The sequence below is a fragment of the Bradyrhizobium sp. CFUWI genome (genome assembly GCF_056429085.1).
Map to the genome: position 1 here is coordinate 536,122 of NZ_JBWJZE010000003.1, position 23,743 is coordinate 559,864.

General features: G+C 65.9%; 25 protein-coding genes, 1 tRNA gene and 1 riboswitch. Of the genes, 10 read left to right on the plus strand and 16 right to left on the minus strand.

Annotated features, from left to right (window positions below; genetic code table 11):
- Window positions 1–51: 51 nt before the first annotated feature.
- Window positions 52–125: transfer RNA gene (locus tag AC066S_RS09875), tRNA-Gly, on the minus strand.
- Between the two features lie 171 nt (window positions 126–296).
- On the opposite strand from AC066S_RS09875, the gene AC066S_RS09880 reads away from it, so the two are divergent.
- From AC066S_RS09880 to AC066S_RS09900, 5 genes are all read left to right on the plus strand, one after another.
- On the plus strand, window positions 297–875 hold the full coding sequence (locus AC066S_RS09880; protein ID WP_135169098.1) for a methylated-DNA--[protein]-cysteine S-methyltransferase: 579 nt from the start codon (window positions 297–299) through the stop codon (window positions 873–875).
- A 10-nt stretch (window positions 876–885) separates the two neighbouring features.
- The gene (locus AC066S_RS09885; RefSeq protein ID WP_478269539.1) at window positions 886–1,725 is read left to right on the plus strand and encodes a helix-turn-helix transcriptional regulator; all 840 of its coding nucleotides are present in this window, start codon (window positions 886–888) and stop codon (window positions 1,723–1,725) included.
- Between the two features lie 56 nt (window positions 1,726–1,781).
- Window positions 1,782–2,141 (plus strand): VOC family protein, encoded by a 360-nt coding sequence (locus tag AC066S_RS09890; RefSeq protein ID WP_478269540.1) that lies wholly within the window; start codon window positions 1,782–1,784, stop codon window positions 2,139–2,141.
- 147 nt (window positions 2,142–2,288) lie between these two features.
- Entirely contained in the window at window positions 2,289–2,690 is a 402-nt protein-coding gene (locus tag AC066S_RS09895; RefSeq protein ID WP_135168944.1) for an SRPBCC family protein, read from the plus strand.
- Between the two features lie 112 nt (window positions 2,691–2,802).
- Complete coding sequence (locus tag AC066S_RS09900) at window positions 2,803–3,279, plus strand: hypothetical protein (protein WP_135168945.1); 477 nt, start codon at window positions 2,803–2,805, stop codon at window positions 3,277–3,279.
- 97 nt (window positions 3,280–3,376) lie between these two features.
- On the opposite strand, the gene AC066S_RS09905 is transcribed toward AC066S_RS09900, so the two are convergent.
- The 4 genes from AC066S_RS09905 to AC066S_RS09920 all read right to left on the minus strand — a co-directional run bounded on the left by AC066S_RS09905 (window position 3,377) and on the right by AC066S_RS09920 (window position 8,117).
- A complete protein-coding gene (locus tag AC066S_RS09905; protein WP_478269541.1) occupies window positions 3,377–4,816 on the minus strand; it encodes an MATE family efflux transporter in 1,440 nt (479 codons plus the stop codon).
- A gap of 345 nt (window positions 4,817–5,161) precedes the next feature.
- Complete coding sequence (locus AC066S_RS09910; RefSeq protein ID WP_478269542.1) at window positions 5,162–6,214, minus strand: hypothetical protein; 1,053 nt, start codon at window positions 6,212–6,214, stop codon at window positions 5,162–5,164.
- A 104-nt stretch (window positions 6,215–6,318) separates the two neighbouring features.
- Window positions 6,319–6,735: a PAS domain S-box protein gene (locus tag AC066S_RS09915; RefSeq protein WP_478269543.1), complete on the minus strand. Its 417-nt coding sequence runs from the start codon at window positions 6,733–6,735 to the stop codon at window positions 6,319–6,321.
- Between the two features lie 260 nt (window positions 6,736–6,995).
- Complete coding sequence (locus AC066S_RS09920) at window positions 6,996–8,117, minus strand: 2'-deoxycytidine 5'-triphosphate deaminase (protein ID WP_478269544.1); 1,122 nt, start codon at window positions 8,115–8,117, stop codon at window positions 6,996–6,998.
- Between the two features lie 95 nt (window positions 8,118–8,212).
- Window positions 8,213–8,292, plus strand: a riboswitch (SAM riboswitch).
- Between the two features lie 74 nt (window positions 8,293–8,366).
- Here AC066S_RS09920 and AC066S_RS09925 point away from each other — a divergent pair.
- Window positions 8,367–9,554 carry an O-succinylhomoserine sulfhydrylase gene (locus AC066S_RS09925; RefSeq protein ID WP_164718893.1) on the plus strand — a complete coding sequence of 396 codons (1,188 nt, stop codon included), beginning with the start codon at window positions 8,367–8,369 and terminating at the stop codon, window positions 9,552–9,554.
- A 139-nt stretch (window positions 9,555–9,693) separates the two neighbouring features.
- Here AC066S_RS09925 and AC066S_RS09930 read toward each other — a convergent pair whose 3' ends face one another.
- Genes AC066S_RS09930 through AC066S_RS09940 form a run of 3 tightly spaced genes read right to left on the minus strand, consistent with a single transcriptional unit; the run spans window position 9,694 to window position 12,734 of the window.
- Window positions 9,694–10,686, minus strand: coding sequence for an SGNH/GDSL hydrolase family protein (locus AC066S_RS09930; protein ID WP_126260159.1), 993 nt, complete (start codon window positions 10,684–10,686; stop codon window positions 9,694–9,696).
- Between the two features lie 12 nt (window positions 10,687–10,698).
- Window positions 10,699–11,478, minus strand: a complete 780-nt coding sequence (locus tag AC066S_RS09935; protein WP_126260158.1) for an SGNH/GDSL hydrolase family protein — start codon at window positions 11,476–11,478, stop codon at window positions 10,699–10,701.
- Window positions 11,478–12,734 carry an OpgC domain-containing protein gene (locus tag AC066S_RS09940; protein WP_126260157.1) on the minus strand — a complete coding sequence of 419 codons (1,257 nt, stop codon included), beginning with the start codon at window positions 12,732–12,734 and terminating at the stop codon, window positions 11,478–11,480. The genes AC066S_RS09935 and AC066S_RS09940 overlap by 1 nt, the downstream gene beginning before the upstream one ends.
- A gap of 197 nt (window positions 12,735–12,931) precedes the next feature.
- On the opposite strand from AC066S_RS09940, the gene apaG reads away from it, so the two are divergent.
- The gene (gene apaG, locus AC066S_RS09945; RefSeq protein WP_164718924.1) at window positions 12,932–13,324 is read left to right on the plus strand and encodes a Co2+/Mg2+ efflux protein ApaG; all 393 of its coding nucleotides are present in this window, start codon (window positions 12,932–12,934) and stop codon (window positions 13,322–13,324) included.
- A gap of 1,096 nt (window positions 13,325–14,420) precedes the next feature.
- Here the strand turns inward: apaG and AC066S_RS09950 are convergent.
- From AC066S_RS09950 to mgtE, 4 genes are all read right to left on the minus strand, one after another.
- On the minus strand, window positions 14,421–15,308 hold the full coding sequence (locus tag AC066S_RS09950) for a hypothetical protein (RefSeq protein ID WP_126258637.1): 888 nt from the start codon (window positions 15,306–15,308) through the stop codon (window positions 14,421–14,423).
- Window positions 15,309–15,357: 49 nt separating this feature from the next.
- Entirely contained in the window at window positions 15,358–16,176 is an 819-nt protein-coding gene (locus AC066S_RS09955) for an aldo/keto reductase (RefSeq protein ID WP_126258638.1), read from the minus strand.
- Window positions 16,177–16,335: 159 nt separating this feature from the next.
- Entirely contained in the window at window positions 16,336–16,653 is a 318-nt protein-coding gene (locus tag AC066S_RS09960) for a helix-turn-helix domain-containing protein (RefSeq protein ID WP_126258639.1), read from the minus strand.
- Between the two features lie 198 nt (window positions 16,654–16,851).
- Window positions 16,852–18,273 carry a magnesium transporter gene (mgtE, locus tag AC066S_RS09965; protein WP_126258640.1) on the minus strand — a complete coding sequence of 474 codons (1,422 nt, stop codon included), beginning with the start codon at window positions 18,271–18,273 and terminating at the stop codon, window positions 16,852–16,854.
- A 115-nt stretch (window positions 18,274–18,388) separates the two neighbouring features.
- Between mgtE and AC066S_RS09970 the strand changes: the two genes are divergently transcribed.
- A complete protein-coding gene (locus tag AC066S_RS09970) occupies window positions 18,389–19,162 on the plus strand; it encodes a polysaccharide deacetylase family protein (RefSeq protein ID WP_478269545.1) in 774 nt (257 codons plus the stop codon).
- A 156-nt stretch (window positions 19,163–19,318) separates the two neighbouring features.
- Entirely contained in the window at window positions 19,319–20,584 is a 1,266-nt protein-coding gene (locus tag AC066S_RS09975) for a polysaccharide deacetylase family protein (RefSeq protein ID WP_478269546.1), read from the plus strand.
- Window positions 20,585–20,587: 3 nt separating this feature from the next.
- Here the strand turns inward: AC066S_RS09975 and AC066S_RS09980 are convergent, their stop codons facing one another.
- A complete protein-coding gene (locus AC066S_RS09980; protein ID WP_126258643.1) occupies window positions 20,588–20,962 on the minus strand; it encodes a hypothetical protein in 375 nt (124 codons plus the stop codon).
- Window positions 20,963–21,248: 286 nt separating this feature from the next.
- Between AC066S_RS09980 and AC066S_RS09985 the strand changes: the two genes are divergently transcribed.
- The gene (locus AC066S_RS09985) at window positions 21,249–21,506 is read left to right on the plus strand and encodes a hypothetical protein (RefSeq protein ID WP_235885026.1); all 258 of its coding nucleotides are present in this window, start codon (window positions 21,249–21,251) and stop codon (window positions 21,504–21,506) included.
- A gap of 15 nt (window positions 21,507–21,521) precedes the next feature.
- Here the strand turns inward: AC066S_RS09985 and AC066S_RS09990 are convergent, their stop codons facing one another.
- The 3 genes from AC066S_RS09990 to AC066S_RS10000 are packed head-to-tail and all read right to left on the minus strand — an operon-like array spanning window position 21,522 to window position 23,742.
- Window positions 21,522–21,710 carry a hypothetical protein gene (locus tag AC066S_RS09990; protein WP_126258644.1) on the minus strand — a complete coding sequence of 63 codons (189 nt, stop codon included), beginning with the start codon at window positions 21,708–21,710 and terminating at the stop codon, window positions 21,522–21,524.
- Window positions 21,711–21,769: 59 nt separating this feature from the next.
- Window positions 21,770–22,669, minus strand: a complete 900-nt coding sequence (locus tag AC066S_RS09995) for an NAD(P)/FAD-dependent oxidoreductase (protein WP_478269547.1) — start codon at window positions 22,667–22,669, stop codon at window positions 21,770–21,772.
- Window positions 22,666–23,742 (minus strand): flavodoxin family protein, encoded by a 1,077-nt coding sequence (locus tag AC066S_RS10000; RefSeq protein ID WP_126258646.1) that lies wholly within the window; start codon window positions 23,740–23,742, stop codon window positions 22,666–22,668. The genes AC066S_RS09995 and AC066S_RS10000 overlap by 4 nt, the downstream gene beginning before the upstream one ends.
- Window position 23,743 lies beyond the last annotated feature (1 nt).

Sequence of the window (23,743 nt, forward strand, 5' to 3'; positions counted from 1 at the left end):
GGACCTGAGCGGTCCACGGCCTGATCAAATGCAAACGCCATCGGGGAAACTTGGAGCGGGCGAAGGGAATCGAACCCTCGTATGCAGCTTGGGAAGCTGCCGTTCTACCATTGAACTACGCCCGCGGATGCGCCTCGCGCCCGTCTTGATTAGCCGAGACGGCGCCTGCCGCCAAGCGGTTTGGCGCGCCCGGCCGGGCGGTTGTTAACGTCCTGATAAGATTCCAGGTGCGCCGGATTGTGGCGGTGTTATGATCGGATGTCTGGGGCGAAACGTGCACTGAGTGGGGCGTGTGCATGGTGGGGCGCGGCTATTCGATATTCGACACGGCCATAGGCCGCTGCGGCATCATCTGGAGTGCTACCGGCGTCGTCGCCGTGCAATTGCCGGAAGCGCGGGAGATCGACACCCGGCGCCGGATCTTCCAGGTCCATCCCGAGGCGCGCGAACAGCGGCCGTGCGAGAACGCCGAGCTGGCGATCGAGGGCATCACAGCCCTGCTGCAGGGCGGCGATCCCGATTTTTCCGAGGTCAGCCTCGATGCCGGCGGCGTGTCCGGCTTCAACCGGCGGGTCTATGAGTTCGCCTGCTCGATTCCGCGCGGCGAAACGCGCACCTATCACGAGGTGGCCAAGGCACTGGGCGCCTCAGGCGCCGCGCATTCGGTGGCGCAGGCGATCGCAAAAAATCCCTACATGCTGATCGTGCCCTGCCACCGGGTGCTGGAGGCCGGCAGTTACACCGACCGGCTCTCGCCCTTTGGCGGGGTGATCTCCAAGCGGCGGCTGCTGGCGCTGGAGGGCGCCCATCCCGTCGCCAGCAAGACGCTGTTCGAGGTGCTGCTGCCCGTTGCTCCGCCGAGGCCGTCCACCTAGATAAGGCGGCATGGACGCGACCACATTGCTGACGTCACAATCGATCACGGTCTGCGAGTTCCGCTGCGACGCGGGACCGGAGGACACGCCGTTTGCCGAATGCCGCACCGGGCATTCCATCGCCTATGTCCGCTCGGGCAGCTTTGGCTGCCATTGCCGCGCCGGGTTCTTCGAGCTGGTGGCGGGCTCGATGCTGGTCGGCGCGCCCGGCGAGGAATACACCTGCACGCATGAGCATGTCAGCGGCGACGTCTGCCTGGGATTCTTCTTCAGCGAAGACATGGTCGATGCCCTCAATGGGCGGCGCGAGATCTGGCAGGTCGGCGCCACGCCGCCGCTGCCCGAACTGATGGTGCTGGGCGAGCTCGCCCAGACGGCGGCAGATGGCAACAGCGACATCGGCCTCGACGAAGTCGGCCAGATCCTGGCCGGCCGCTTCGTCGACCTGGTCTCGGGCAAGCCGCGCAAGCCGGCCACGCCCAATGCGCGCGACCGCCGCCGCGCGGTGGAGGCCGCACTGTGGATCGACGACAATTCGCATGAAGGGGTCGATCTCGAACAGGCCGCAAAGCAGGCGGGCCTCAGCCCGTTCCACTTCCTGCGGCTGTTCTCGAGCGTGCTCGGCGTCACCCCGCATCAATATCTGGTACGCTCGCGGCTGCGGCACGCGGCACGGCTGCTCGCCGACGATGACATCGCCGTCACCGATGTCGCCTATGACGTCGGCTTCGGCGATCTCTCCAACTTCGTCCGCACCTTCCACCGCGCCGCCGGCGTATCGCCGACCAGGTTCCGCCAGGCCTCGAAGGGGATGCGCAAGATTCTCCAAGAGCAGCTTGCCCTCAACTGACTAGCTTCGTCTCCGGCGCGCGCCAGTTTCGGCGCGCTTTGCACATGGAGACGAACATGTACGACCACATCGGACTTCGCGTTGCCGACCTCGACGCCGCGACGCGCTTCTACACCGCGGTGCTGGCGCCGCTCGGCTACGTCCTGTGCTCGAGCGGCGACGGCTATGCCGGCTTCGGGCCGAAGGGCGCACCGGCGCTGTGGCTGCACCTCGACAAGGGCCGCAAGGCCGACGGCGCGCACATTGCGTTTCGCGCCGGCAGCCATGACGCGGTCAAGGCGTTCCACAGTGAAGGGCTGAAGAGCGGCGGCCGCGACAATGGCGGCGCCGGACCGCGCAAGGATTACAGCCCGACCTATTACGCCGCGTTCCTGATCGATCCCGACGGCAACAATGTCGAGGCGGTTTGTAGCTAAGCGCTCTGACCGCTGGCTCCGTCATTGCGAGGAGCTCTTGCGACAAAGCAATCCAGACTGTCGCCGCGGAAACATCTCTGGATTGCTTCGCTGCGCTCGCAACGACGGCGTGTGTGGCACCCCCCGACATCATCAAGGGAACTTCCCATGGCCTCCATCCACAATGATATCCCCCTACCCGCCCCCGCGCGCGACGTCTGGGACGCGGTGCGCGACTTCGGCGCGCTGCATGAACGGCTGGTGCCCGGCTTCGTCACCGCCTGCACGCTCGACGGCGATGCGCGCATCGTCACCTTCGCCAACGGCTCGGTGGCGCGGGAGCTGCTGGTCGATTGCGACGACGCGCGGCGGCGTCTGGTCTACGCCATCAGCAACGAGCGGCTGAAGCACTACAGCGCCTCGGTGCAGGTGATCGCCGACGGCGAGACGCGTTGCCGCCTGGTCTGGACCATCGACATGCTGCCGAACGAGCTTGCGTCTTACGTTCAGGGACAGACCAGGGACGCCGTCAGCGCGATGCGAAAGGCATTTCCACCTGCCGCGGCCTGACTGCCCTCTGTGAGTTTTCTCACAGAGCTCCGCCCTCGCCGGCCGCAATCATGGTCGCGTGCGTCCGGTTGGCTCCGCTCTCCCGGCGGGCTGCGCACGCGAGGAGAACGTCATGAGAGGTGCGGACAAGGTGATCTGCCAGGCAGCCGCCGTGCTGCTGCTGTTTTCCGCCGCAAGCACGCCTGCGAAGGCGCAGCTCGCAGGATTCGGCGGAGGCGGGGCCGGCGGCGAGGACATGATGACCCAGATGGCGCCGATGCTGGAGATGATGAAGGCGAAGATGGGTAAGCGCCGCTTCGCCATGATGATGCAGACCATGGGGCCGATGATGAGCCGCATGATGGAGAACGGCGGCGGCGGGCTCGGTGGCATGATGGGCGGCGGCTTCGGCGCGCCGAACTACGGCGGCTACATGCCGATGGGCGGTAGCGGCTATATGCCGACCGGGCTCGGCGGCATGGGCGGCGGCGACATCATGGGCATGCTCGGCGGTGCCGGCGGCGGCGACATGATGGCAATGATCCCGCAACTGATGCGGCTCGCCAATGCCGGCGGCGGCAGCGGCCATCGCCGCCACAGGCATCGCTAAAGCATGATCCGGAAAAGTGCGCAGCGGTTTTCCGAAAAGATCATGCTCAAACAGCAACCTAAAGCGCGATGACGATTCATCCTAATCGCATCGCGCTTTAGTCGGTGGCACCCGATAGCGCTGGTCTGATCGCGGGCGTGCTCGCGCGCGGTCCCCAGCGCGTCAGCACGACGCTGGAGGATGAGAGCAGGCCGAGCACGACCATCGAGCTCGCGGCCAGCCAGAAAAAGCTCTGCGCGGTGGCCTCATGGGTCGACAGCCACCAGCCGACGGCCGAGATGTAGACCAGCCGCGCCGTCTGCGCCAGCACCGGCCCGATCACCTTGGCCGCGCCTTGCGAGGAGAAATACATCGTCGTGGCGATGCCGAAAAAGGCGTAGAACGGCCCGACCGTCGAGAGATATTGATGGCTCGCCGCGCGCACGGCCGCGCTGTCGGTGAACATGTCGATCCAGAGATCGGGGAACATCGCAACGACGCAGGCCGGCGCGCCGACGGCGACGAAGGCTGCCGCACTGGCAATCCAGGCGATGCGCCGGGCGCGCGTGATGTTGCCTGCGCCGATCGCCATCCCGACCATCGGCACACAGGCGATGCCGAACGAGAACGCGATCGAGGTCAGCAGGAATTCGAGCCGCGCACCGATGCCGTAGCCGGCCAGGATCGTGGTGCCGAACTGCGCCAGCATGTGGGTGAAGATCGAGATCGTCAGCACCGATTGCAGCGGCGAGAAGCAGGCGATGGCGCCGACCTTCAGGATGTCGAAAAACATCGCCCATTGGATGCGCAGGCCGCGCAGCTTCGGTGTGACGCGCGCGCGGCCGGAGAACAGGTACCAGCCCATGATGCAGATGTTCATGGAATAGGCGATCAGCGCGCCGGCCGCGACGCCGCGCATGCCGAACTGCGGCACCGGGCCGAGCCCGAGGCCGAGCGCGCCGCCGAGCACGATCTGCCAGGCCGCGGAGTTGAGGATCAGGAACGAGGGCAGCTTCATGTTGCCGGTGCCGCGCAGCACGCCGGCCATGGTGTTGAGCAGCCAGGGCAGCACGGCGCCGCCGAAAAACACCTGCGTGTAGGCGACCGCATGCGTCAGCACATCGCCGCGGCCGCCGAGCATCTCGAGCACTTTGGGGCCGAAGATCAGCATACCCAGCATGAAGACGAGGCCGAAGCTGATGCCGATCAGCATCGCGTGCGCGGCGAGCGTGCCGGCGCGCTCGCGATCGCCGGCACCGAGCGCGCGCGCAATGGCGGACGCCACCGCGCCGCCCATGGCGCCGCCCGACATGGTCATGGTCAGGATGATGGTCGGGAACACCAGCGCCATCGCCGCCAGCGCCTCGACCCCGAGCCGGCCGATATAGGAGGTTTCCGCGATCACCGTGCAGGTGCCGGCCGACAGCGCGATCGCGTTGGGCCAGGCGAGGCCGAGCAGCGTGCGCAGGATCGGTCCGTCGGTCAGCGCGCTTCGCACCGGCGGCGGCGGCAGCGGACGCTCTTGCTCATCGACCGGGATTTCGGCGATGTCGGACATGTCCTCTCCGGGCTCGGGCGCCCTTGGCGGCGTGGCAATGCTTGGGTGTGGCAATCAATTTGTTCGCGCGGGGCGCGCCGGGAGGCTTGTTAGCACGGCCATGGCCGATTCCTCCTGCGCCTGATGCAGGCGTGCCCTGCGGCAGCGCATTTCGATGGATGGAATTGCGGCTCTCTCATCTCCCTCTCCCCGCCTGCGGGGAGAGGGTTGGGGTGAGGGGGAGTCTCCGCGAGGACGGTGAGAGTTGGGCTCGCGGAGAGTCCCCCTCACCCGGATTGCATCTTCGATGCAATCCGACCTCTCCCCGCAAGCGGGGCGAGGTGGTAACCGCTGCGGCACTGCCGTCTATCCGATCGTCCAGACCAATGGCGGGCGGCAACCAGCGGCGGGGCGCATATGCACGGCGATATGCCGCCCGCAGCCTGCGGCGAGGCCTTCGAACAGCCCCTCCAGCACCTTGGCGCAGGCCGGATGATAGTCGGCAACGTCGTCCATCAGCTTCCACGTCTCCTGACGAACCTCGAAGGCGCTTTCGGATCGTGCGGTCTCAACCGCATCATCCTGCGCAGCAAGCAGCGCATTCAGGAACGCGGCGAATTCGCTTGCCCCGCCGCGGCTCATCGCCAGCGCGGCGGCGACGTCGTCAAAGTATTGCATCCCGATCAGCTTGCCGGTGAGGTGCAGCAGGTAGCCGGCGTCTTCAGGACCGAACAGCTGCACCATCACGGGCGCCGCGGTGCGCACATATTCCATCGCGTAATTGCGATAGGCTTTTTCCAGGCGCGGTCTCGGCCAGCTCGCCACGGGAAGCGCCGGCGCGGTCTTCGCATCGAACAGCGGCGCTTCGAGGTGGCGCGCGAACACCAGCCGCTGGTCCAGCTCGAGCGGATGATCGTATTGGTGGTAGTATCCTTCCAGCCCGTCCTGGCCGTCGACGCTCTGCTTGGTGCAGACGAAGCCGAGCCTGAGATCGCCGAGGGCTGCGCCATTGTTGGCGTGCCAGCCGCGCAGCATCGCACGCGAGACCTCGCCGGGCACGCCGCAGATCGCGGTGCCCTTCCAGATCCAGCGCGGCGGCGGATAGCGGATCCAGGCCTTGGTGTCGCTCTCGTACATGTATTCGACATGCACGCCGCCGATCCAGTTGGAGAGGTAGTGATATTGCGCGGCCGCCACCGCCGGCGGCAGATGATCGATCCCGAGCTTCCTCAGGCCCGGCAGGAAACGCTCCTGCTGCTGGCGGCGAAACACGCGGAAGACGAACTCGGCGGCGTCAGCCGTGCCGAGCCGTGTGACGACGGTGAGGATGAGGCCGGTGAAATAAGCGTGATAGAGGTCGGCGACCGCGCGCCAGCGCTGCCATTGGGCTTCCGGCGCGGCGTCCAAAGCGGCGGCCATGTTCGCTCCCGATCGTTGTTTCGATCGAGTGTGTCACCACACCTTGCGGCAGGCAACATCACGCCCATGCAGGGCGCCCTGCGCGGCCGCCCACCAATTCCGCATCACGAAGTTTGCGGCGGCGCCTTGGCGGCGCGCTCACGCTCGACCCGTTCGGTGACATCGCGCGCCATCGCCACGGACCCGAGGACGTTGCCGCCGGAATCCCGCACCAGGGCGAACGTCATCTCGATGTAGAGCTTGCGTCCGCTCTTGTGCAGCGCGCGGGTCAGCGTTGGCCTGCCCGCAAGCTTCATGCTGCCGCTGGCGAGCGCGGCCTCAAACCCCTTCCAGTGCGCGGCGCGCAGATGCTCGGGAATGATCAGATCGAGATTCTGGCCGAGCGCTTCCGCAGCGGAGAAGCCGAACAGCGCCGTCGCGGCACCGTTCCAGCGCATGATCGTGCCCGAGCGATCCGAATAGATCAGCGCATCCGCGACGTTTTCGGCGATCCTTGCGTCGAGTTCGGATGGATTGCTCATGTCATTTCCTTCGCCATAGTCCGCGAGCTTGTCTGGCACTCCGACACACATTCGGTGTCATCGCCCGCCTTGTGCGCACTTGCGCACTGGGGCGGGCGATCCAGTATTCCAGAGGCCGCAGTGATTGAGCCGATAGGCCGCGGCGTACTGGATGCCCCGGTCCCGGCTCCGCCAAGGCTACGCCGAGGCCCACGGAGTTGCTCGGCGCGCCGAAGCTTCAGCGAAGGCGGCAAGCCGGGGCATGACAGTAGAGTGTGCGGCTACACCCGAAAATGCTTGCTCAGCTTGAGGCCCTGCGCCTGATAGTTCGAGCCGATGCGCTGGCCGTACATCGCGTCGGGGCGGGCCAGCATCTTCTCGTAGACGAGACGGCCGACGATCTGGCCGTGCTCGAGGATGAACGGCACTTCGCGCGAGCGCACCTCCAGCACGGCGCGCGAGCCCAATCCGCCGGCGCCGGCATAGCCGAAGCCGGGATCGAAGAATCCGGCGTAATGCACCCGGAATTCGCCGACCAGGGGATCGAACGGCACCATCTCCGCGGCGTAGTCGGGCGGCACCTGCACGGCTTCCTTGGAGGCGAGGATGTAGAACTCGCCGGGATCGAGGATCAGGCTGCCGTCGGGACGGGCCGACATCGGCTCCCAGAAATCTTCCACCGCGTAGCCGGAGCGGCGGTCGACGTCGACCACGCCGGTATGCCGCTTGGCGCGATAGCCGACGAAGCCGCTCGCTTTCTCGCCGGACAGGTCGACGGAGACGGCAACGCCGCCCGACAGATCGGCATCGTCGATGTCGACGAGGCGCTCGGCGGCATGCAAGCCGTCGAGCTCGTCGGCGTTGAGGATGGCATCGCCGGTGCGGAAGCGCACCTGGCTGAGGCGCGAGCCCTCGCGCACCAGCACCGGGAACGTCTTCGGGCTGATCTCGGCATAGAGCGGACCGTGATAGCCGGCGCCGATCATGTCGAAGCGGCGGGTGCCGTCGGCGATCACGCGGGTGAAGACGTCGAGCCGGCCGGTGGAGCTCTTGGGGTTCGCGGCCGCGACGATCTCCGGCGGCAGCGCGAGGCTTTCCAGCAGCGGCACGATGTAGACGCAGTTGGTCTCCAGCACCGCGCCGTCGGCGAGGCTGAACTCGTGCAGCTTCAACTCGTCGATGCGCTCGGCGACAGTGGCGCCGGGACCGGGCAGGAAGCTGGCGCGGACGCGATAGGCGATGTCGCCGAGACGCAGATCGAGGCTCGCCGGCTGGATCTGGCTCTCGACGAAGTCATAGGCGGGCAGGATGAGGCCTGCCTCCGCCATCGCCGCGATCATGCGGTCGGGCAGGATACCATTGGCGTCGGGCGCGACCGTGAACGTCAACCGGGGGGTCCTCATCAGGGTCAAATGCATCCGGACATGCCGGAAATACAGGTCTTTTACGGCTATCCGATGGACGCCTTGACGGAAAGGGCATTGCCGAATATGAGCATCACTTATCCCGTGGTGATTTGAGCCGGCCGGCTTGCAGCCACGTTAAATAAGTCGCTAAACAGGCCGGGGACCTCTGTGATCCCGGCCCGTGGAGATATCCAGGCCGGTATTTTTGTGACCGTTTTCGCATTCACGGTCATGTCGGAGGGTCCTATGTCGAAGTCGCCTGCTGCTTACCGCCCCGAAACCCGCCTGGTTCATTCCGGCACCCTGCGCTCGCAATTTGGCGAGACGTCGGAGGCGCTGTTCCTGACCCAGGGCTATGTCTACGACACCGCCGAGCAATGCGAGGCGCGGTTCAAGGGCGAGGACCCCGGCTTCATCTATTCGCGCTATTCCAATCCCACCATCGCGATGTTCGAGCGCCGCATGATCGAGCTCGAGGGCGCCGAGGCCGCCCGCTCGGCGGCGACAGGCATGGCCGCGGTGACGACCGCGATCCTGGCGCCGCTCAAGGCCGGCGATCACGTCGTCGCCTCCCGCGCGCTGTTCGGCTCGTGCCTCTACGTCATCCAGGACCTGTTGCCGCGCTACGGCATCGAGACCACGCTGGTCGACGGGCTCGACCTCGACCAATGGCAGCGCGCGCTCCGGCCCAACACCAAGACGTTCTTCCTGGAGAGCCCGACCAACCCGACGCTGGACGTGCTCGACATTCCCTCGATCGCCGAGATCGCGCACAAGGGCGGCGCGCGGCTCGTCGTCGACAACGTGTTCGCAACCCCGATCTGGCAGAGCCCGCTGGCGCTCGGCGCCGACGTCGTGGTCTATTCCGCGACCAAGCATATCGACGGCCAGGGCCGTTGCCTCGGCGGCATCATCCTGTCCTCGGAAGCCTTCATCGCCGAGCACATCCACAATTTCATGCGCCAGACCGGCCCGTCGATCTCGCCGTTCAACGCCTGGGTCCTGCTCAAGGGCCTGGAGACGCTGGGCGTGCGGGTGCGCGCGCAGACCGAGACCGCGGGGCGCATCGCCGAGGTGCTGGCGAGCCACCCGAAGATTTCGCGGCTGGTCTATCCCGGCCGCGCCGATCATCCGCAGGCGGCACTGGTGAAAAAGCAGATGCGCGGCGGCTCGACGCTGGTCGGCTTTGAGGTCAAGGGCGGCAAGGCGGCCGCGTTCCGCGTGCTCAACGCGCTCAAGCTTGCGAGGATCTCGAACAATCTCGGCGACGCCAAGAGCCTCGTCACGCACCCGGCCACCACGACGCATCAGCGCCTGAAGCCGGAAGACCGCGCCGCCCTCGGCATCGGCGAAGGCTTCATTCGCTTCTCGGCGGGGCTCGAGCATGCCGATGATCTGATCGAGGATCTGACGGCGGCGCTGGAGAAGGCGTAGGCGGCGAAGGTCTCGTAGGGTGGATTAGCCCTGCGACTGCGCGAAGCGCAGTTCGCACGGCGTAATCCACCAACTTCGTTCGGCACTCGTTGATGCATGGTGGGTTACGGCTTCGCCTAACTCACCCTACGGCACCTCGTCACATCGGCCGATACGTCCGCACGTCCACCGGCACGTTGACGCCGAGCCTGATCTGGCCGACCGAGCGGATGATGTCGTCGCCGAGCAGCTGGGCGAAGCAGGCATAGCCCCAATCGTTCATGTGCAGGCCGTCGGCGATCACGAAGCCTTCGACCGGAATGGCCTGCTTCTCGTGCCAGTCGCGCATCACCTCGAAGCGCGGGAAGATTCCGACGTGGCGGAGCTCGGCGACCTTGCCGAGCAGCTTCACCATCTTGCCGGCGCTCTCGGCGCGCTGGTTGACGGCCGGCGAATATTGCGGATCGACCAGCACGATGTCGGTACCGCCCGCGGCCTGGATGCGGCTGATGCCGTCCTCCACCATCTTGGCGGTTTCGGCGGGATCGAGATTGCGCAACACGGCGTTGGTGCCGACCTGCCAGATCACGAGATCCGGATGCATGTCGATCACCTGCGTCTGAAGGCGCTTCATCATCTCGGGCGCGTCCTCGCCGCCGACACCGGCATTGATGACGCTGATGTCGGCGGTCGGATAGTGCCGGCGCAGCTGCGCGGCGAGACGATTGGGGTAATTGAACTCGGGCGAGCTCGCGCCGAACCCTTGAGTCGACGACGAGCCGAACGCGACGATGACGACGGGCAGCCCCGCGACGAGCTTGCCAGCAACGTGCGGCAGCGAGCCCATCGCCTTCGAACCGTCCTTCGGCGACTGGCAGGGCACACGGTTGAAGATGTCGCTGGCGGATTTGGCGGCCTGCTTCACCTTGTCGATGGCGCGCGCCGTGATGCCGCGCTGCTCGGGCGAGGTCGCGGCGACGGTGGTCTGGGAGGGGGAAGCGGGAGCGGGATCAGCCGACTGCGCGGGGGCGGGTGTCGCCTGTGCGGCTGCCGTCTGGGCATGCGATGGCGAGGCGGGCATCAGCAACAACAGCGCTGCGGCTGCAGGCGCGGCCAGCCATGCCGTCGGGCAAAAAGGGCGGAGAGAACTCATTAACGCTAGACCTCAATTTTGCTGCTGGGCCGGCTCCAGACGGGCTGCATCAAACACGAACTGTGCCAACGCCCGGCCAAGGCAGTCATGGACCTGCTTCGCCAGCTCGGGCCCGCGGGACGGGCTGAACAGGTCGAACTGACCCTGGTCATTCCACTGCCGCATGATCGCGAAGCGATCGAACAGCGGGATGTCGTGCTCCTGCGCCACCACCCGCATGTTGTCGAGATAAGGTGGCGCCGAGATCATGGTCTCCGTACGCGGGCTGTATTGCAAGTTCATCAAGACGACGTCGGCCCCTGCCTTTTGCAGTGCAACAACCCCCTCGGTCACCGCGCTACGAAATTCGTCGGGATCGATGGATCGGATAGCATCCACGGTCCCGGTCTGCCAGATCACCAAATTAGGCGTTTTTGCTTCCATCAGCTTAACGAAAGTGGACGCGGTCTCCTCTGCCGTCTTCTTGCTCTGTATTTCTACGGAGACGTGCACCACCTCGGACGCCGGCAGCTTCTCCTTGAGGATCGCCTCCATTCGCGCCGGATAGGAGCTGCTCTCCGAGGACGGAATCGTGGTCGAGCGGCTGCCGATGACCAGGATGTCGAGTGGCTTGCCGGCCTTGAGCACGTCGGCGACCTTTGGCAGCCGGCTTTCGCTGGTGAGCAGATAGGACGGCAGTTCGCAGGCTGCGGGCGCATTGGAGGCGGCAGGCGCAGCATCGCCCGCGCGCGCCACAGGCGCGGCGAGGCTACCGCATAGCAGGATCAGGCTCAGGAGAACCTTCGCCTTCATCAGCCCCCTCCCGCCAGATCGGCATTGCCGACGGCGTTTTTGGTCTTCGCACCGCTCTTGTCAGCCACGCGCTTGTACCACGAAATCACCCAGGCCACCCCCCACATGATCAGCACTCCGGACAGACTAATCAAGGCATGCATGGCCGCGCCGCCGGAGACTTCGGCGAGGATGAAATGGCCGGCAAAGGCCAGGAAGACGCCGAGGCAGAAGATCTCGAGGGAATGCTGCCCACATAGAATCAATGGTCGCAGCCAGCGGGATTTCAAGCCCGGCCAATCCCGGGGCAGGAAGCGCACGGTGAGCGCCGCCAGCGCCAGGAAATGCGTGAAGCGGAGCACGTCCAGATCGGTCTTGTCGATCGGATACATCCACTGCTCGATTCGCTTCGGCATGAACTGGGAGAGCTGCGGCACGTACCAGGTCAGCGTCACGTAGAACGCCGCGACGAGATAGGCGATCGAGATCCACATCGTCACCGGCGAAGCCAGGATGCGCGACATCCGCCGCGCACCTCCGAGCGCGCACCATGCACCGAACACGAACAGCAATTGCCAGGCGAAGGGATTGAAGGCCCAGAAGCCGTTCGGATAGGCCGACAGATAGAGATCATATTCCCAGGTCACCGCGTAGAGCACGACCGAGAGGCCGAGCGTGACGTCGGGCCGCCATTTCATCGACCACAGGATCAAGGGCAGCGCCAGCATCAGCACGATGTAGAGCGGCAGCACGTCCATGTTGACGGGTCGGAAGCGGAGTAGCAGCGCCTGCACGATGGTGACGTCGGGCTGCTTGAGGAAATCCATGATGCCCATCTCTTCGGTGTAGAGCGGGTTCTCGAAGCTGGTCGCGACGTAGGAGATTTCGGCGAGGAAGATCGTGAACAGGAAGACGTGGGCGACGTAGATCTGCCAGACCCGGCGCAGGATGCGCGCGGTGGCGATGACGACGCCGCTCTCCAGCATCGCCCTGCCGTAGACGAAGGCGGCGGTGTAGCCGGAGATGAAGATGAAGATCTCGGTGGCGTCGCTGAAGCCGTAATTGCGGATCGTGAACCAGGTCAACAGGCTGGACGGCAGATGGTCGATGAAGATCAGCCACAGCGCGAGCCCGCGGAACAGGTCGAGCCGAAGCTCGCGCTCGCCGATGGCGGGCAGCGTGATGGCCGGCGCCCGCGCGCGCGCCTTGGTCCCTGCGGGTCTGGCCTCCGCGGTCCCCGCGATCGTCGATCCCGTCACTTGGTCGGCAATGGTCATCCGGGGCCTAGAAACCCTTCCGCAAAACGCGACGTTGAGAGAATGTAAGGGTCCCGCCGTCGTCTCGCAAAGCGGCCCGGATCATTCAAGGGAATCTCCCTCTGGGGTGTCCTTCCCTTCGAATTCTGGCGGGACGATGTCGCCAAAGCCGTCTGTGGCGTTTGGTTCCCGGGACGGATTTGGCTATTATAGCAACCATGTACCGCGCCGTGACCCGCCAGATCGAAGTAACCGTCGAGCCGAACTTTGTTCCGGAGCAGTCGTCGGCCGACCGCTCGCGCTATTTCTGGTCCTACACCATCGTCATCACCAATTCGGGCGAGGAGACCGTGCAGCTCAAGACGCGGCACTGGATCATTACCGACGCCTCCGGCCGCCAGCAGGAGGTGAAGGGCGAGGGCGTGGTCGGCGAGCAGCCGATCCTGGCCCCCGGCGAGCGCTTCGAATACACCTCCGGCGTCCCGCTCTCGACCGCCTCCGGCTTCATGACCGGCCGCTACCAGATGGTCAGCGAAAGCGGCGAGCGCTTCGAGATCGACGTGCCGGCGTTCTCGCTGGACAGCCCGGACAGCAAGCGGGTGTTGAATTAGGGACCTCGCTGTCGTGTCCCGGACAAGCTGCAACGCGCAAGCGTTGCTGCGCAGCAAGTAGGATGGGTAGAGCAAAGCGAAACCCATCGTCTCCCATCCTCGCGGAAGCGTGATGGGTTTCGCTTCGCTCTACCCATCCTACTGCAACTGCTCAATCCGTCATCCTGAGGTGCGAGGCATGGGACGCAACGCGTCCCATGGGGAGCCTCGAAGGATGAGCGGCCCGGATGCAGCCGGGCCGTCGCCCTTCGAGGCTTGCTCTACGGCGCGATGCGCCGCAGAGCGCGCACCTCAGGGTGACGGGTGAGAGAGTTGAGTTCGCATTGTCGACCTTTAGAAGGCGGACACGCCTTCGCATTCTCGCGGCTTAATTCGCCCGAGCTTTGCTTACGTCTTCGCCCCTCTCAAACCAAGAGGGCGCAGGGAAGGCCGGGTGCCAGCTCGCACCCGCGGTCCGCTGCGCGAAAATGCACACGCAGGAAGAACCGCACAGCAGCATACAGGTGTGGCCAATCACTCGGCCTTCCCTGCGCGGTGGTCGGACGGCTTATGCCGTGCTCTCCCGGGAGCCGAACTTTCCTTCTGGCCTCCCTCGCCCCCGCGAATTGCATGATGCAGTCTGCCCGGTTGGGCTCGCTCGCACCTTCGCGGAAGCTTGACCGTAGCAACGACGGCCAGGACCACACGGTTTTGCCGTACGCACGGCCCGCCATGTCGCCGCAGTCTTCCCAGCCCTGTCGACGGAGCCGGAAACTTACAGGCGAGACGAAACCTAACAGCGCCGTTCGTCTGCACGCGGCCACGGGCTCACAGGGACTACCCGCCCTGCCCGCACCATCTCGTGCCGACGCTGCCGCGTCCACCGCAAGCCCGGCTCGCGAACAAGACGACCTCGAGATCGCCCCTCCTGGATGAGCCGGGATGGGCGACGCATACGCTAAAACCGAATTTCGGTAAAGTGGAATATTTTCGCAAGCTGGGATTGACAGAGGGCGACACAGCAAGGGGTGCCGTAGCCCGGATGAGCGCAGCGACATCCGGGACCTTGCCAGTGACGTCCCGGGTATCGCTGCGCTCACCCGGGCTACGCTACGGGCTAGCTTCCCAAATCGCGCGGGCTGAACGGCAGGTCGAGCACCTTCCATTCCTCGTACAAATCGGCGGGCAGCATCTTGTAAGGTTGACAGTTCTGAAGCGCGCTCGTTGCCGATTTCACGAGGGCGACCCCTTTCGTGGACGGCGGGGCTTCGAGCAGGATCGGCTCGCGCGCCAGCGTGCCGTCGGTCGCGAACACGGCGCGCAGCTTGATGTGAACGTTGTCGGTGGGCGCAAGTCCGGCCGGCAATTTGGCACAGCTGCGCAAATGGCTGCGAAGCGCGGCGATGATCTCGGCCGGCAGCTTGGCTGCGATCGAGTCCGTGGCGTCGCCGCCATCGTCCTTGGCGCCGCCTTTCGGCAGCGGCAGCGGCAATTCAGGCGGCAGCCCCAGCATGACGCCGTACTTGACGGTGACGTCAGGCTGCGGGGCCTGATAGGCCGGCGGCGGCGCGGCCTGTTGCTGTGGCGGGGTTTGGGGCGGCGGCGGCATCGCCGGGGCCTGTGGCTGTGCGTTAGCTTCGCGCGGCTTCGGCGAAGGCTGTTGCTGCTGCGCCGGCCGTTGCGGTTCGGGCGTTGGCGATGCGGCCGGCTGCGGGGTCGCAGGCTTCGACGCCGCGGGCGCCTTGTCGGTGAAATCCAGCTTCGGCAGCTTCAGATCGGCGAGCGGCTCCGGGGTCTTGTCTTTGACCTCCTCCTTGATCTTCTCCTCCGCTTTGGCCTCCTCCTGCTTCACCTCCTCGGGCGTGACGATGTCGACCGTGACGGTCTCGGGCGGCGTCGCGTGGAACGGATGGACTTCGCTGATCAGGATGATCAGCGCCACCAGCGTCAGATGGGCGATCGCCGACGCCGCAACGTCCGTCCGTATGATTGTCCGCAGTTCCATCGCCAGATCTTGGATTGCCGCCCTGCTGTTAGCATACCGCGGTCTCCCCTCAATCCCATTTCGGGGCGAAGCCAAAGTCGGTCAGGCGGCCCTTCGGATTGGCGAGCGCGGCGATCCGGCTCATCTCGTCGTCCGACAGCTCGAAATCGAAGATCTCGATGTTTTCGGACAGGCGCTCGATGCGCGAGGTGCGCGGGATCGCAGCAACATTCTGTTGCACCAGCCAGCGCAGGCAGACCTGCGCCGGTGTCTTGTGATGGGCGCGCCCGATCTCGGCCAGCGTCTGGTCGGTCTTGATGCGCCCCTTGGCGATCGGGCTGTAGGCGACGAGGGCAAGGCCATGCTGGTCGCAGGCCGCCCTCACCTTCGCCTGGTCGAGATAGGGATGGTATTCGACCTGGTTGCAGACGAGCGGCTCCGGCGAGGCCGCCACCGCCTGCTCGATCAGCGCCACCGTGAAATTGGAGACGCCGATGTGGCGGGTCAGGCCCATCGTCTTCGCATGCGAGAGCGCGCCAAGCGTCTCCGCCAGCGGCACGTGCGAATTGGGCCAGTGCAGCAGCAACAGGTCGACGGAGGGAAGCCGCAAGCGCGCCAGGCTCTCCTTGACCGAGCGCTCGAGATCGTGAGGCGCGAAATGGTTGGTCCAGACCTTGGTGGTGAGGAAGACGTCGTCGCGCCGCACGCCCGAGGCGCGCAAGCCGTCGCCGACCTCCCGTTCATTGTCATAGACCTGCGCGGTGTCGATGTGGCGATAGCCGAACCGCAGCGCCTGCTCGACCACGCGCGCGGCAAGCCTTCCGCTCAGCTCCCAGGTCCCGAGCCCGATTGCCGGGATCTTTGCGCCATTGGCCTCGACGAACAGCATGAGGACTCCTTCCGTTGCGGCAGCCCCAAACGCCATCAGACGGCATTATGGACCCGGCCCAGGACACTGCCAACGGAGGCCGTGGCAGTTCGGCGGGATATTTGGCGCAAGACTAACGGGAGGTTGCGTCAGGGCTGGTCGGCCCGTCACGCCGCCACGTCAGGCTTTGGCAAGCGCCTGGAACACCGTTTCCGGGGCGTGCGCGATCACCGCGAGCAGCGCGCGGGCCGGCCCCCGCGGAGCCCGCTTGCCCTGCTCCCAGTTGCGGATGGTCTCGACTGGAACGCCGAGCTTGGCGGCGAACTCCATCTGGGTCAGGCAGGCGCGGCGGCGCAAATCGCGCACCGCGAGCGAAGAGGTGTCCGCCGGCGCGATTGTGGCCGTGGGCTCGACCGCAGACGGCTGGACCGGAAATTCCTGTCCGTCCCGCAACTCAACGACCCGTCCGTCCGCCTTCAGCCGCAACCGCATGTCCAGTCCCCCAAGCGCGTGCGATGATGCGGCAGGTCGCTTAAGTTCGGATTAAAGATGGGTTGCTGTCATTCCGGGGCGCGCGAAGCGCGAGCTATGGTGCGCAATTGCGCACCTGAGAATCCATCGTGCACCGGAGAATGTCGACAAATGGATTCCGGGCTCGCGCCAAGTGGCGCGCCCCGGAATGACGGCGGGTGAGACCTACCTCAACCCGAACCACAGCGTCGCAATGCCGAGGAAGGAGAAGAAGCCGACGACGTCGGTGACGGTGGTGACGAACGTTCCCGACGCCACCGCCGGATCGACCCTGACGCGTTCGAGCGCCATCGGGATCAGGATGCCGCCGAGCGCGCCGGCGACGAGGTTGCAGATGATCGCGAGGCCAATGACGATGCCAAGGCCCGGAATCTTGAACCAGGCCACCGCCGCAATCCCCGTGATCACCGCGAAGGCGAGCCCGTTGACGAGGCCGACCAGGGCCTCGCGCATCACCACCCGCCAGGCATTGGAGGCGCCGAGCTCGCGCGTCGCCAGCGCCCGCACCGCCACCGTCATGGTCTGGGTCGCCGCATTGCCGCCCTGGCTCGCCACGATCGGCGCCAGCACGGCGAGCGCGACCATCTTCTCGAGCTGCCCCTCGAACAGGCCGAGCACGGAGGATGCGAGGAAGGCGGTGGCGAGATTGACCAGCAGCCAGTTGAAGCGGCCGCGCGCGATGGTCAGGAAGGTGTCCGACAGCTCTTCGTCGCTGGTGACGCCGCCGAGCGCCTTGAGGTCCTCGTCCGCCTCCTCCTCGATGACGTCGACGACGTCGTCGACGGTGATGACGCCGACCAGGCGGTCCTGGGTGTCGAGCACGGGCGCGGCAACGAGATTGTACTTGCCGAACATGCGCGCCACCTCCTCCTGATCCTCCAGGACGGAGACGCGGCGGCGGTCCTCGTCGGTCAGCTCGGTCAGCGCCACCGGCCGGCGCGCGCGCAACAGCACGTCGAGCGGCACCGCGCCCTGCCAATGCTGGTCCTTGTCGACGACATAGATCTCGTAGAAGCGGTCGGGCAGGTCCGGCGTCTCGCGCATGTAGTCGATCGCCTGGCCCACGGTGAAATCCTGGGGCACCGCGATGAACTCGGTCTGCATGCGGCGGCCGGCGGAATTCTCCGGATACAGCAGGCTGCGCTCGAGCGCGACGCGCTCCTTGAGCGGCAGCTTCTCGAGGATCTCCTCCTGTTCCTCGGCATCGAGAGCTTCCAGAAGCTCGACCGCGTCGTCGGATTCGAGCTCGCGGACGCCCTCGGCAACCGTCTCCGGCGGCAGCTCGTCCAGGATCTCCTCGCGGACGGCCTCGTCGACCTCGTTCAACGCGGAGAAGTCGAAATCGCGCCCGGTGAGCTCGACCAGGCGGACACGGTCGTCGGGCTCCAGCGCGCCGATCAGATCGCCGAGATCGGCCTCGTGCAACTCGGCGACGCAGGCGCGCAGCGATGCGCTGTCGCCGGCCTCGATCGCCCGGGCAATTTCTTCGACGAATTCGTGCCTGATATCGCCGTCTTCATTGCGCATCGGCACGTGGTCGAGTACCGAATCGGCAGCGGGCGGGGCAACGTCCATATTTTCATCCATGGCGCGCCTCGCCGGTTGACAGGTTGGAACCAGTGGTCTGAGCTGATGTTCAGGCAATACCCACAAGGCAACTCCGAGCGCAATGACAAAGATGCTTCGACTGAGGTGGACTTCGATGTCGCTGGGCGCGGCCGTTGCGGCGCTCGCCGGCATCGCCGCGGCGGATGCCGCCGAGTGCCCGCGCAAGGACGCGCTCGGCACCTCCCGCGTGCTGAGCGTCGATGCCAGGACCACGCCGCGCGTGGGCCTGAAGAGCTTTCCGCAGACGCTGCAGCTGGCCGATCATGAGGTCGTGCTGACCTTCGACGACGGCCCGTTCCCGCCGACGACGTCCAAGGTGCTGGCGGCGCTGGCACACGAATGCGTGCGCGCGACCTTCTTCCTGATCGGCCAGCACGCCGCCGAGCATTCCGACATGGTCAAACGCATCGCGCGCGAGGGCCATACCGTCGGCCACCACAGCTGGTCGCATCCGTTCATGGCGCGGATCCCGTTCGACAAGTCGAAGGCCGATATCGACCGCGGCATCGCTGCCGACGAGATGGCGCTGCACGGCACCTCGACCACGACACCCTCGACGCCGTTCTTCCGCTTTCCCTATTTCGAGTCGACGCAGGCACAGCTCGACCTGCTCCAGTCGCGCGGCATCGTCGTGTTCGGGGCCGATCTATGGGCCAGCGACTGGGAGGAGATCACGCCGGAGCAGGAATTGAAACTCGTCACCGACCGCCTGGCGGCGAGCGGCAAGGGCATCATCCTCTTCCACGACAACAAGGTGCGCACGGCCGCAATGATGCCGGCCTTTCTGCGGTATCTGAAGGAGAACGGCTATCGGGTGGTCCACGTCGTCCCGGCGGGCACGTCACAGAAGAGCGCCGATGCGCGCTGATGCCGGAATGTCACGCCGGCGCAAAATGGGGCGATTTGGCGGCAATTAACACTCTGTTCATGCTACCCCGTGCAAAGATGAGGCGGCTGCGGCTGAACCGTTTTGGGGCATCTCCGACCTATCTAGGCGGCAATTGCATGGGGGCAGACGAGGTTCATGATCGGAAGTAGCGTTGTTCTGCGGACGCGATCGTGGATCGTCCTCTGTCTGGGAATTCTGACCATCGCTTCGCCGGCCGCGCTCGCGGCCGACTGCCCCGGCAATCCCGACGCCCTTGGCACGTCCCGCACCCTCGTGGTCGATCCGCGCGAGCATCCGCTGATCGGCACCATGCAGTATCGCGAGACGCTGCCGCTAAAGGACCGCGAGGTCGTCCTGACCTTCGATGACGGTCCGATTCCTAAATATTCGAACCAGGTGCTCAAGATCCTCGCCGACGAGTGCATCAAGGCGACCTTCTTCATCGTCGGCAACCAGGCCAAGGCCAATCCGGACGGCGTCCGCAAGCTGGTCGCCGCAGGCCACACCGTCGGCACGCACAGCATGGACCATCCGCTGACCTTCGACCGGATGCCGATCGAAAAGGCCGAGGCCGAGATCAACGGCGGCATCGCATGGACCTCGGCCGCGATGACCGATCCGTCCCAGCTCGCCCCGTTCTTTCGCATTCCCGGCCTGATGCGCGCCGAGGGCGTCGAGAACCATCTGATCTCGCGCGGCATCCAGATCTGGAGCGCCGACTTCCCGGCCGACGACTGGCGCCATGTGTCGTCCGACCGCGTCTATCAGCTCGCGATCCAGCGGCTGGAGGCCAAGGGCAAGGGCATCCTGCTGCTGCACGACATCCAGGCCCGCACGGTGGCGGCGCTGCCGAAGATCATCCGCGACCTCAAGGCGCGCGGCTATCGCATCGTGCATGTGGTGCCGGCGACCGCCGACCGGCCCGCAACGCCGACTAATGCAGTGGAGTGGCTGCTGCATCCGCCGACCGAAACGGTGCCGATCGCGCGCTGGCCGGCTGTGCCGCACTTCGTGTTCGCGGAAAGCCGGACGCTGCCGGCGCCCTCGCTCGCCGACCTCAACGCACGGACCGAGCATCAGCCGCTGCTGCCGCGCCGGACCAGGGGACAGATGGATATCGCATCCACCCTGCCCGTGCCCGGCCGCGCTCTCTTTGCGATCCCGGAAGGCTCGGTCGAGGTGCTGCTGTCGACGACATTGTCGCGGCGTGCCGCGACGCGGCTGGCCATGGCGGCCGAGACGCCGCATGCGGCCAGGAGCAAGGTCGCAAAGAGCAAGACCGCCAAGCCCCAGGCTCGGCACACCGCGCTTGCGGCACCGGCCGCACCGAACCATGCCGCGCAGGTCAAGAGCGCTCCGCCGCGCCCGACCCGCGTCGCCAGCCTGAAGAAACGCGCTTGAGCTTTACGGCCGCAGGATGGCGGCGACGCAGAGCAGCACGATCAGCGCCAGGAAGAACAGGTCCATGTAGGACTTGAGCTCGCCGTCGCGCCGCAGCCGGGCAACGTCGGTAATGACCTGCTTGCGCGTGTTCGTTCCTCCGGAGCCGTCATTGATCGGGCCTTGAAGGCGCCGCGTCTCGGCCTCCAGTCTCTCGATCTTCTGGAAGAAGTAGAACGCGCGCAGCGTCGAGGCCGCGCGCATGGCGGCGTAAACCAGCACCAGGATCGCCAGTGTCGCCCGGTTCGGATATTTCTCCATGAAGTTCAGGCTGAAATAGACCACCGCCATGAAGGCAAAATTTGTCAGGAAGCGGTAGACGAAGCTGAGAATGCCCATGCTGGCTCGGACCTTGAGGAGTGCAACCAAATCGTGCTGCAAATTCGGGATCGGGGACCCGGACCGGAACGGCCGGCCTGGATGCGGTAGCGGCCCGTCTACGCCAAGTTCGTTTCAACAAAGATACTGTCGCCCCGCACCCCGCCGCCTTTTAGCCTGACACGGACATAAGGCAAGCCGGAGCATGGCCCGGTGGCGCTGCCCCGCATGATACCGCAACGGCTCGATGGCGATCTGGCGGAAGTCGCGATAGACTGGGTCCAGTCGCCACATGCGGGGTCTGCCGATGCCGAAGAAGGGAATCACCGGCCACGACGACTGGGTTCTGACCGAGGCCCTCGCGACCGCCCTGGTCGCGCTGGAGCAGCTCGAACCGAAGCACCAGCCGAACGCGCATATGGACGACATCCGCAAGCTGCTCTCGAGCGGCAAGGAGCCGGCGGCGGTGAGCCTGCACCTGGCCCAGGCCAAATGCCGCCTGTTTCCCGACCTCGATCCGCTGAAGATCTACCGAGAGTACGGCATCGGCGAGGAATACGGCTGAAGGGACGGTTTTAGGCTAAGGCCCGCCCGCAACCGATCCCGCGATCGCCATGACCAGCGCGCCGAGATCGATCTTGCCGTCGACAGTGAGCTCTTCCGAGCCTTTCGCATCCTGGGCGCCCGCGATCTTCAGCGCTTGCGGCCGGTTGGCGGCCTGCCGTTGCAGCTCGCCGATGATGGCGTCCTTGAGCTTTTCTTCCAGCATGGGCTTCGTCCTTCGCGCGCGTTCCTCTCACTCAAGGCAAAGCCGCGCCCTTCGTTCCCTCACGCAAGCCGCCGCGGCAGGCTGTGATGGATGTTGCAGGCGGCGACCGCGGCGTGGCCGAACGCGACCGAGATCTGGTGCAGATCGGTGACGACGTCGCCGATGCCGTAGAGCCCACGGACCGAGGTGCGCTGATGCTCGTCGACCTTCAGATAGCGGTCGGGAGTGTGTTCGGCGCCCAGCGCCACCGCGAGCTGCGAACGCACCTCGGCCCCCATCGCAGGATAGACCGTGTCGAATTGCAGCGTCCGGCCGTCGGCCAAGACAGCCGCGACGCCCCCGCCGCGACGCCGCAAATGCAGGTCGGGCGCGAACACGACCTCGACGCCGGCATCCAGCAGCTCCGAGGTTGCGCTCTGGTCGTCATCCGGTCCGATCGCGAGCAGCGTCACGTCACGTGAATAGCCGCGCAGGAACAGCGCCTTGCCGGCGGCGCGTTGAAGCGGGCCGACGATTGCGATGCGAAGGCCGGTCGCCTCGAAGGCATCGCAGACCGGACAATAGCGCAGCACCCCGTCCGCGATGGCACCGCGCCACTCCCGGAATGGCGGATGGGTGTCGACGATGCCGCTGGCGAGAATGACGGTGGCGGCGGCGTGCGCATCGCCGTTCCAGCTCGCCTCAAAACCATGATCGTGCCGCCGCAACGCGGTGACCTCTGCTTCCGCGCGCGTGACCGCGAGCTCGTCCAGCTGCGCCGACATGCGGGCAATCAGATCCGCGCCTGACAGGCCGTGGACGAAGCCGGGAACGTTGTGGCTGCGCGGGATCAACGCGGCCCGGCTCGCGCCGGCGTCGACGACGCAGACGTTGCGGCGGAAGCGCGCCAGATAGATCGCGGCCATCAATCCGGCGGGGCCGCCCCCGACGATCAGGCAATCGAACTGCGCCGGCTTCATTTGGGATTCGGATCCGCAAGACCGTCGCCGGGATCCTGAAGGCGCCCGCTCCTTGCCAGCCGGACGGCGTTGCCGAGCGCATGCGCCGCGTTGCGCACCTCCTGCTGGAATTCTCCGTCTTCATCGAGTTCGCGATGCGAGGTGGCGTATGGCTCCATGTAGCCGACATAGCCGTCGAGCTCGGCGAAGCGGCCCGCCGAAATCAGCTGCATGTCGGTCAGCCAGTCCGACAGGGCGCGGCGCACGCCTTCGGCACCGACGGCATCGCCGTGAACGACGACGCCGAAATGACGGCCGGCGAGATGGCGCGGATAGGGCCAGCCCTTCAGCTCCATCGCCTTGGCCTCATCGGCCTTCTTGCCATGGGTCGAGGTCGGATCGGGATTGCCGCCGTCGGCGCAGACCATGCGGTCCATCATCGCCTTGAGGCCTGATGGCACGTGATACCAGTTCACGGGTGTCACGATCAGGATGCCGTGAGCGGCGACCCACAGCGGATAGATCTCGTTCATCCAGTCGTGGGTCTGCCCGAGCGAATAGTTCGGATAGCAGCTGCACGGCCAATGGCAGAGCGGCATCGCGGTGCCGACGCAGGATTTGCAGGGATGAATCGTCTTGCCGAACTCCGAGGCAAGGCGCGACAGGTCGAGGATGTCGACGGCAAACCCCATCTCGGTGAAAACAGGCTCGGCCAGCTTGACCAGCCGCCAGGTCTTGGACATCTCGCCGGGACAGGTGTGCTCGCTGCGGGCCGAGCCGTTGATGAGGAGGATGCGCGGCGTCTCGTCCGCATCGTCGTGCCGTCGCTGCGCTTCGAGAATTCTTGCGCGCGCATCGAGCCAGTCGATGGCGATGTCATAGTCGGGATCGGCAAAGCCCGGGCCCGCCTTCCGCGTCAGCGGCGCCTTGCGCGAATGGCTGTAGGCGTCCCAGGCCGCAGCGGTGATGGCATCGAGCTCGCGCCCGAGCGGCGCAAAGGCGGGATCGACGAACTGCCCCTTGTAACGCCGCTCGAACTCATCGCGCGACAGCTTGACGGGCGGCATTCCCTTGCGAATTTCGGCGTCCCTCATG

What these genes read in the sequence shown, in the direction of transcription:
- AC066S_RS09900 (WP_135168945.1), top strand. Translation starts at nt 2,803, where the DNA reads ATGAGAGGTGCGGACAAGGTGATCTGCCAGGCAGCCGCCGTGCTGCTG.
- apaG (WP_164718924.1), top strand. Translation starts at nt 12,932, where the DNA reads ATGTACCGCGCCGTGACCCGCCAGATCGAAGTAACCGTCGAGCCGAAC.
- AC066S_RS09890 (WP_478269540.1), top strand. Translation starts at nt 1,782, where the DNA reads ATGTACGACCACATCGGACTTCGCGTTGCCGACCTCGACGCCGCGACG.
- AC066S_RS09920 (WP_478269544.1), bottom strand. Translation starts at nt 8,117, where the DNA reads ATGAGGACCCCCCGGTTGACGTTCACGGTCGCGCCCGACGCCAATGGT.
- mgtE (WP_126258640.1), bottom strand. Translation starts at nt 18,273, where the DNA reads ATGGATGAAAATATGGACGTTGCCCCGCCCGCTGCCGATTCGGTACTC.
- AC066S_RS09975 (WP_478269546.1), top strand. Translation starts at nt 19,319, where the DNA reads ATGATCGGAAGTAGCGTTGTTCTGCGGACGCGATCGTGGATCGTCCTC.
- AC066S_RS09915 (WP_478269543.1), bottom strand. Translation starts at nt 6,735, where the DNA reads ATGAGCAATCCATCCGAACTCGACGCAAGGATCGCCGAAAACGTCGCG.
- AC066S_RS10000 (WP_126258646.1), bottom strand. Translation starts at nt 23,742, where the DNA reads ATGAGGGACGCCGAAATTCGCAAGGGAATGCCGCCCGTCAAGCTGTCG.
- AC066S_RS09925 (WP_164718893.1), top strand. Translation starts at nt 8,367, where the DNA reads ATGTCGAAGTCGCCTGCTGCTTACCGCCCCGAAACCCGCCTGGTTCAT.
- AC066S_RS09995 (WP_478269547.1), bottom strand. Translation starts at nt 22,669, where the DNA reads ATGAAGCCGGCGCAGTTCGATTGCCTGATCGTCGGGGGCGGCCCCGCC.
- AC066S_RS09910 (WP_478269542.1), bottom strand. Translation starts at nt 6,214, where the DNA reads ATGGCCGCCGCTTTGGACGCCGCGCCGGAAGCCCAATGGCAGCGCTGG.
- AC066S_RS09885 (WP_478269539.1), top strand. Translation starts at nt 886, where the DNA reads ATGGACGCGACCACATTGCTGACGTCACAATCGATCACGGTCTGCGAG.
- AC066S_RS09970 (WP_478269545.1), top strand. Translation starts at nt 18,389, where the DNA reads ATGTCGCTGGGCGCGGCCGTTGCGGCGCTCGCCGGCATCGCCGCGGCG.
- AC066S_RS09990 (WP_126258644.1), bottom strand. Translation starts at nt 21,710, where the DNA reads ATGCTGGAAGAAAAGCTCAAGGACGCCATCATCGGCGAGCTGCAACGG.
- AC066S_RS09905 (WP_478269541.1), bottom strand. Translation starts at nt 4,816, where the DNA reads ATGTCCGACATCGCCGAAATCCCGGTCGATGAGCAAGAGCGTCCGCTG.
- AC066S_RS09950 (WP_126258637.1), bottom strand. Translation starts at nt 15,308, where the DNA reads ATGGAACTGCGGACAATCATACGGACGGACGTTGCGGCGTCGGCGATC.
- AC066S_RS09930 (WP_126260159.1), bottom strand. Translation starts at nt 10,686, where the DNA reads ATGAGTTCTCTCCGCCCTTTTTGCCCGACGGCATGGCTGGCCGCGCCT.
- AC066S_RS09985 (WP_235885026.1), top strand. Translation starts at nt 21,249, where the DNA reads ATGCCGAAGAAGGGAATCACCGGCCACGACGACTGGGTTCTGACCGAG.
- AC066S_RS09895 (WP_135168944.1), top strand. Translation starts at nt 2,289, where the DNA reads ATGGCCTCCATCCACAATGATATCCCCCTACCCGCCCCCGCGCGCGAC.
- AC066S_RS09940 (WP_126260157.1), bottom strand. Translation starts at nt 12,734, where the DNA reads ATGACCATTGCCGACCAAGTGACGGGATCGACGATCGCGGGGACCGCG.
- AC066S_RS09880 (WP_135169098.1), top strand. Translation starts at nt 297, where the DNA reads ATGGTGGGGCGCGGCTATTCGATATTCGACACGGCCATAGGCCGCTGC.
- AC066S_RS09980 (WP_126258643.1), bottom strand. Translation starts at nt 20,962, where the DNA reads ATGGGCATTCTCAGCTTCGTCTACCGCTTCCTGACAAATTTTGCCTTC.
- AC066S_RS09935 (WP_126260158.1), bottom strand. Translation starts at nt 11,478, where the DNA reads ATGAAGGCGAAGGTTCTCCTGAGCCTGATCCTGCTATGCGGTAGCCTC.
- AC066S_RS09955 (WP_126258638.1), bottom strand. Translation starts at nt 16,176, where the DNA reads ATGCTGTTCGTCGAGGCCAATGGCGCAAAGATCCCGGCAATCGGGCTC.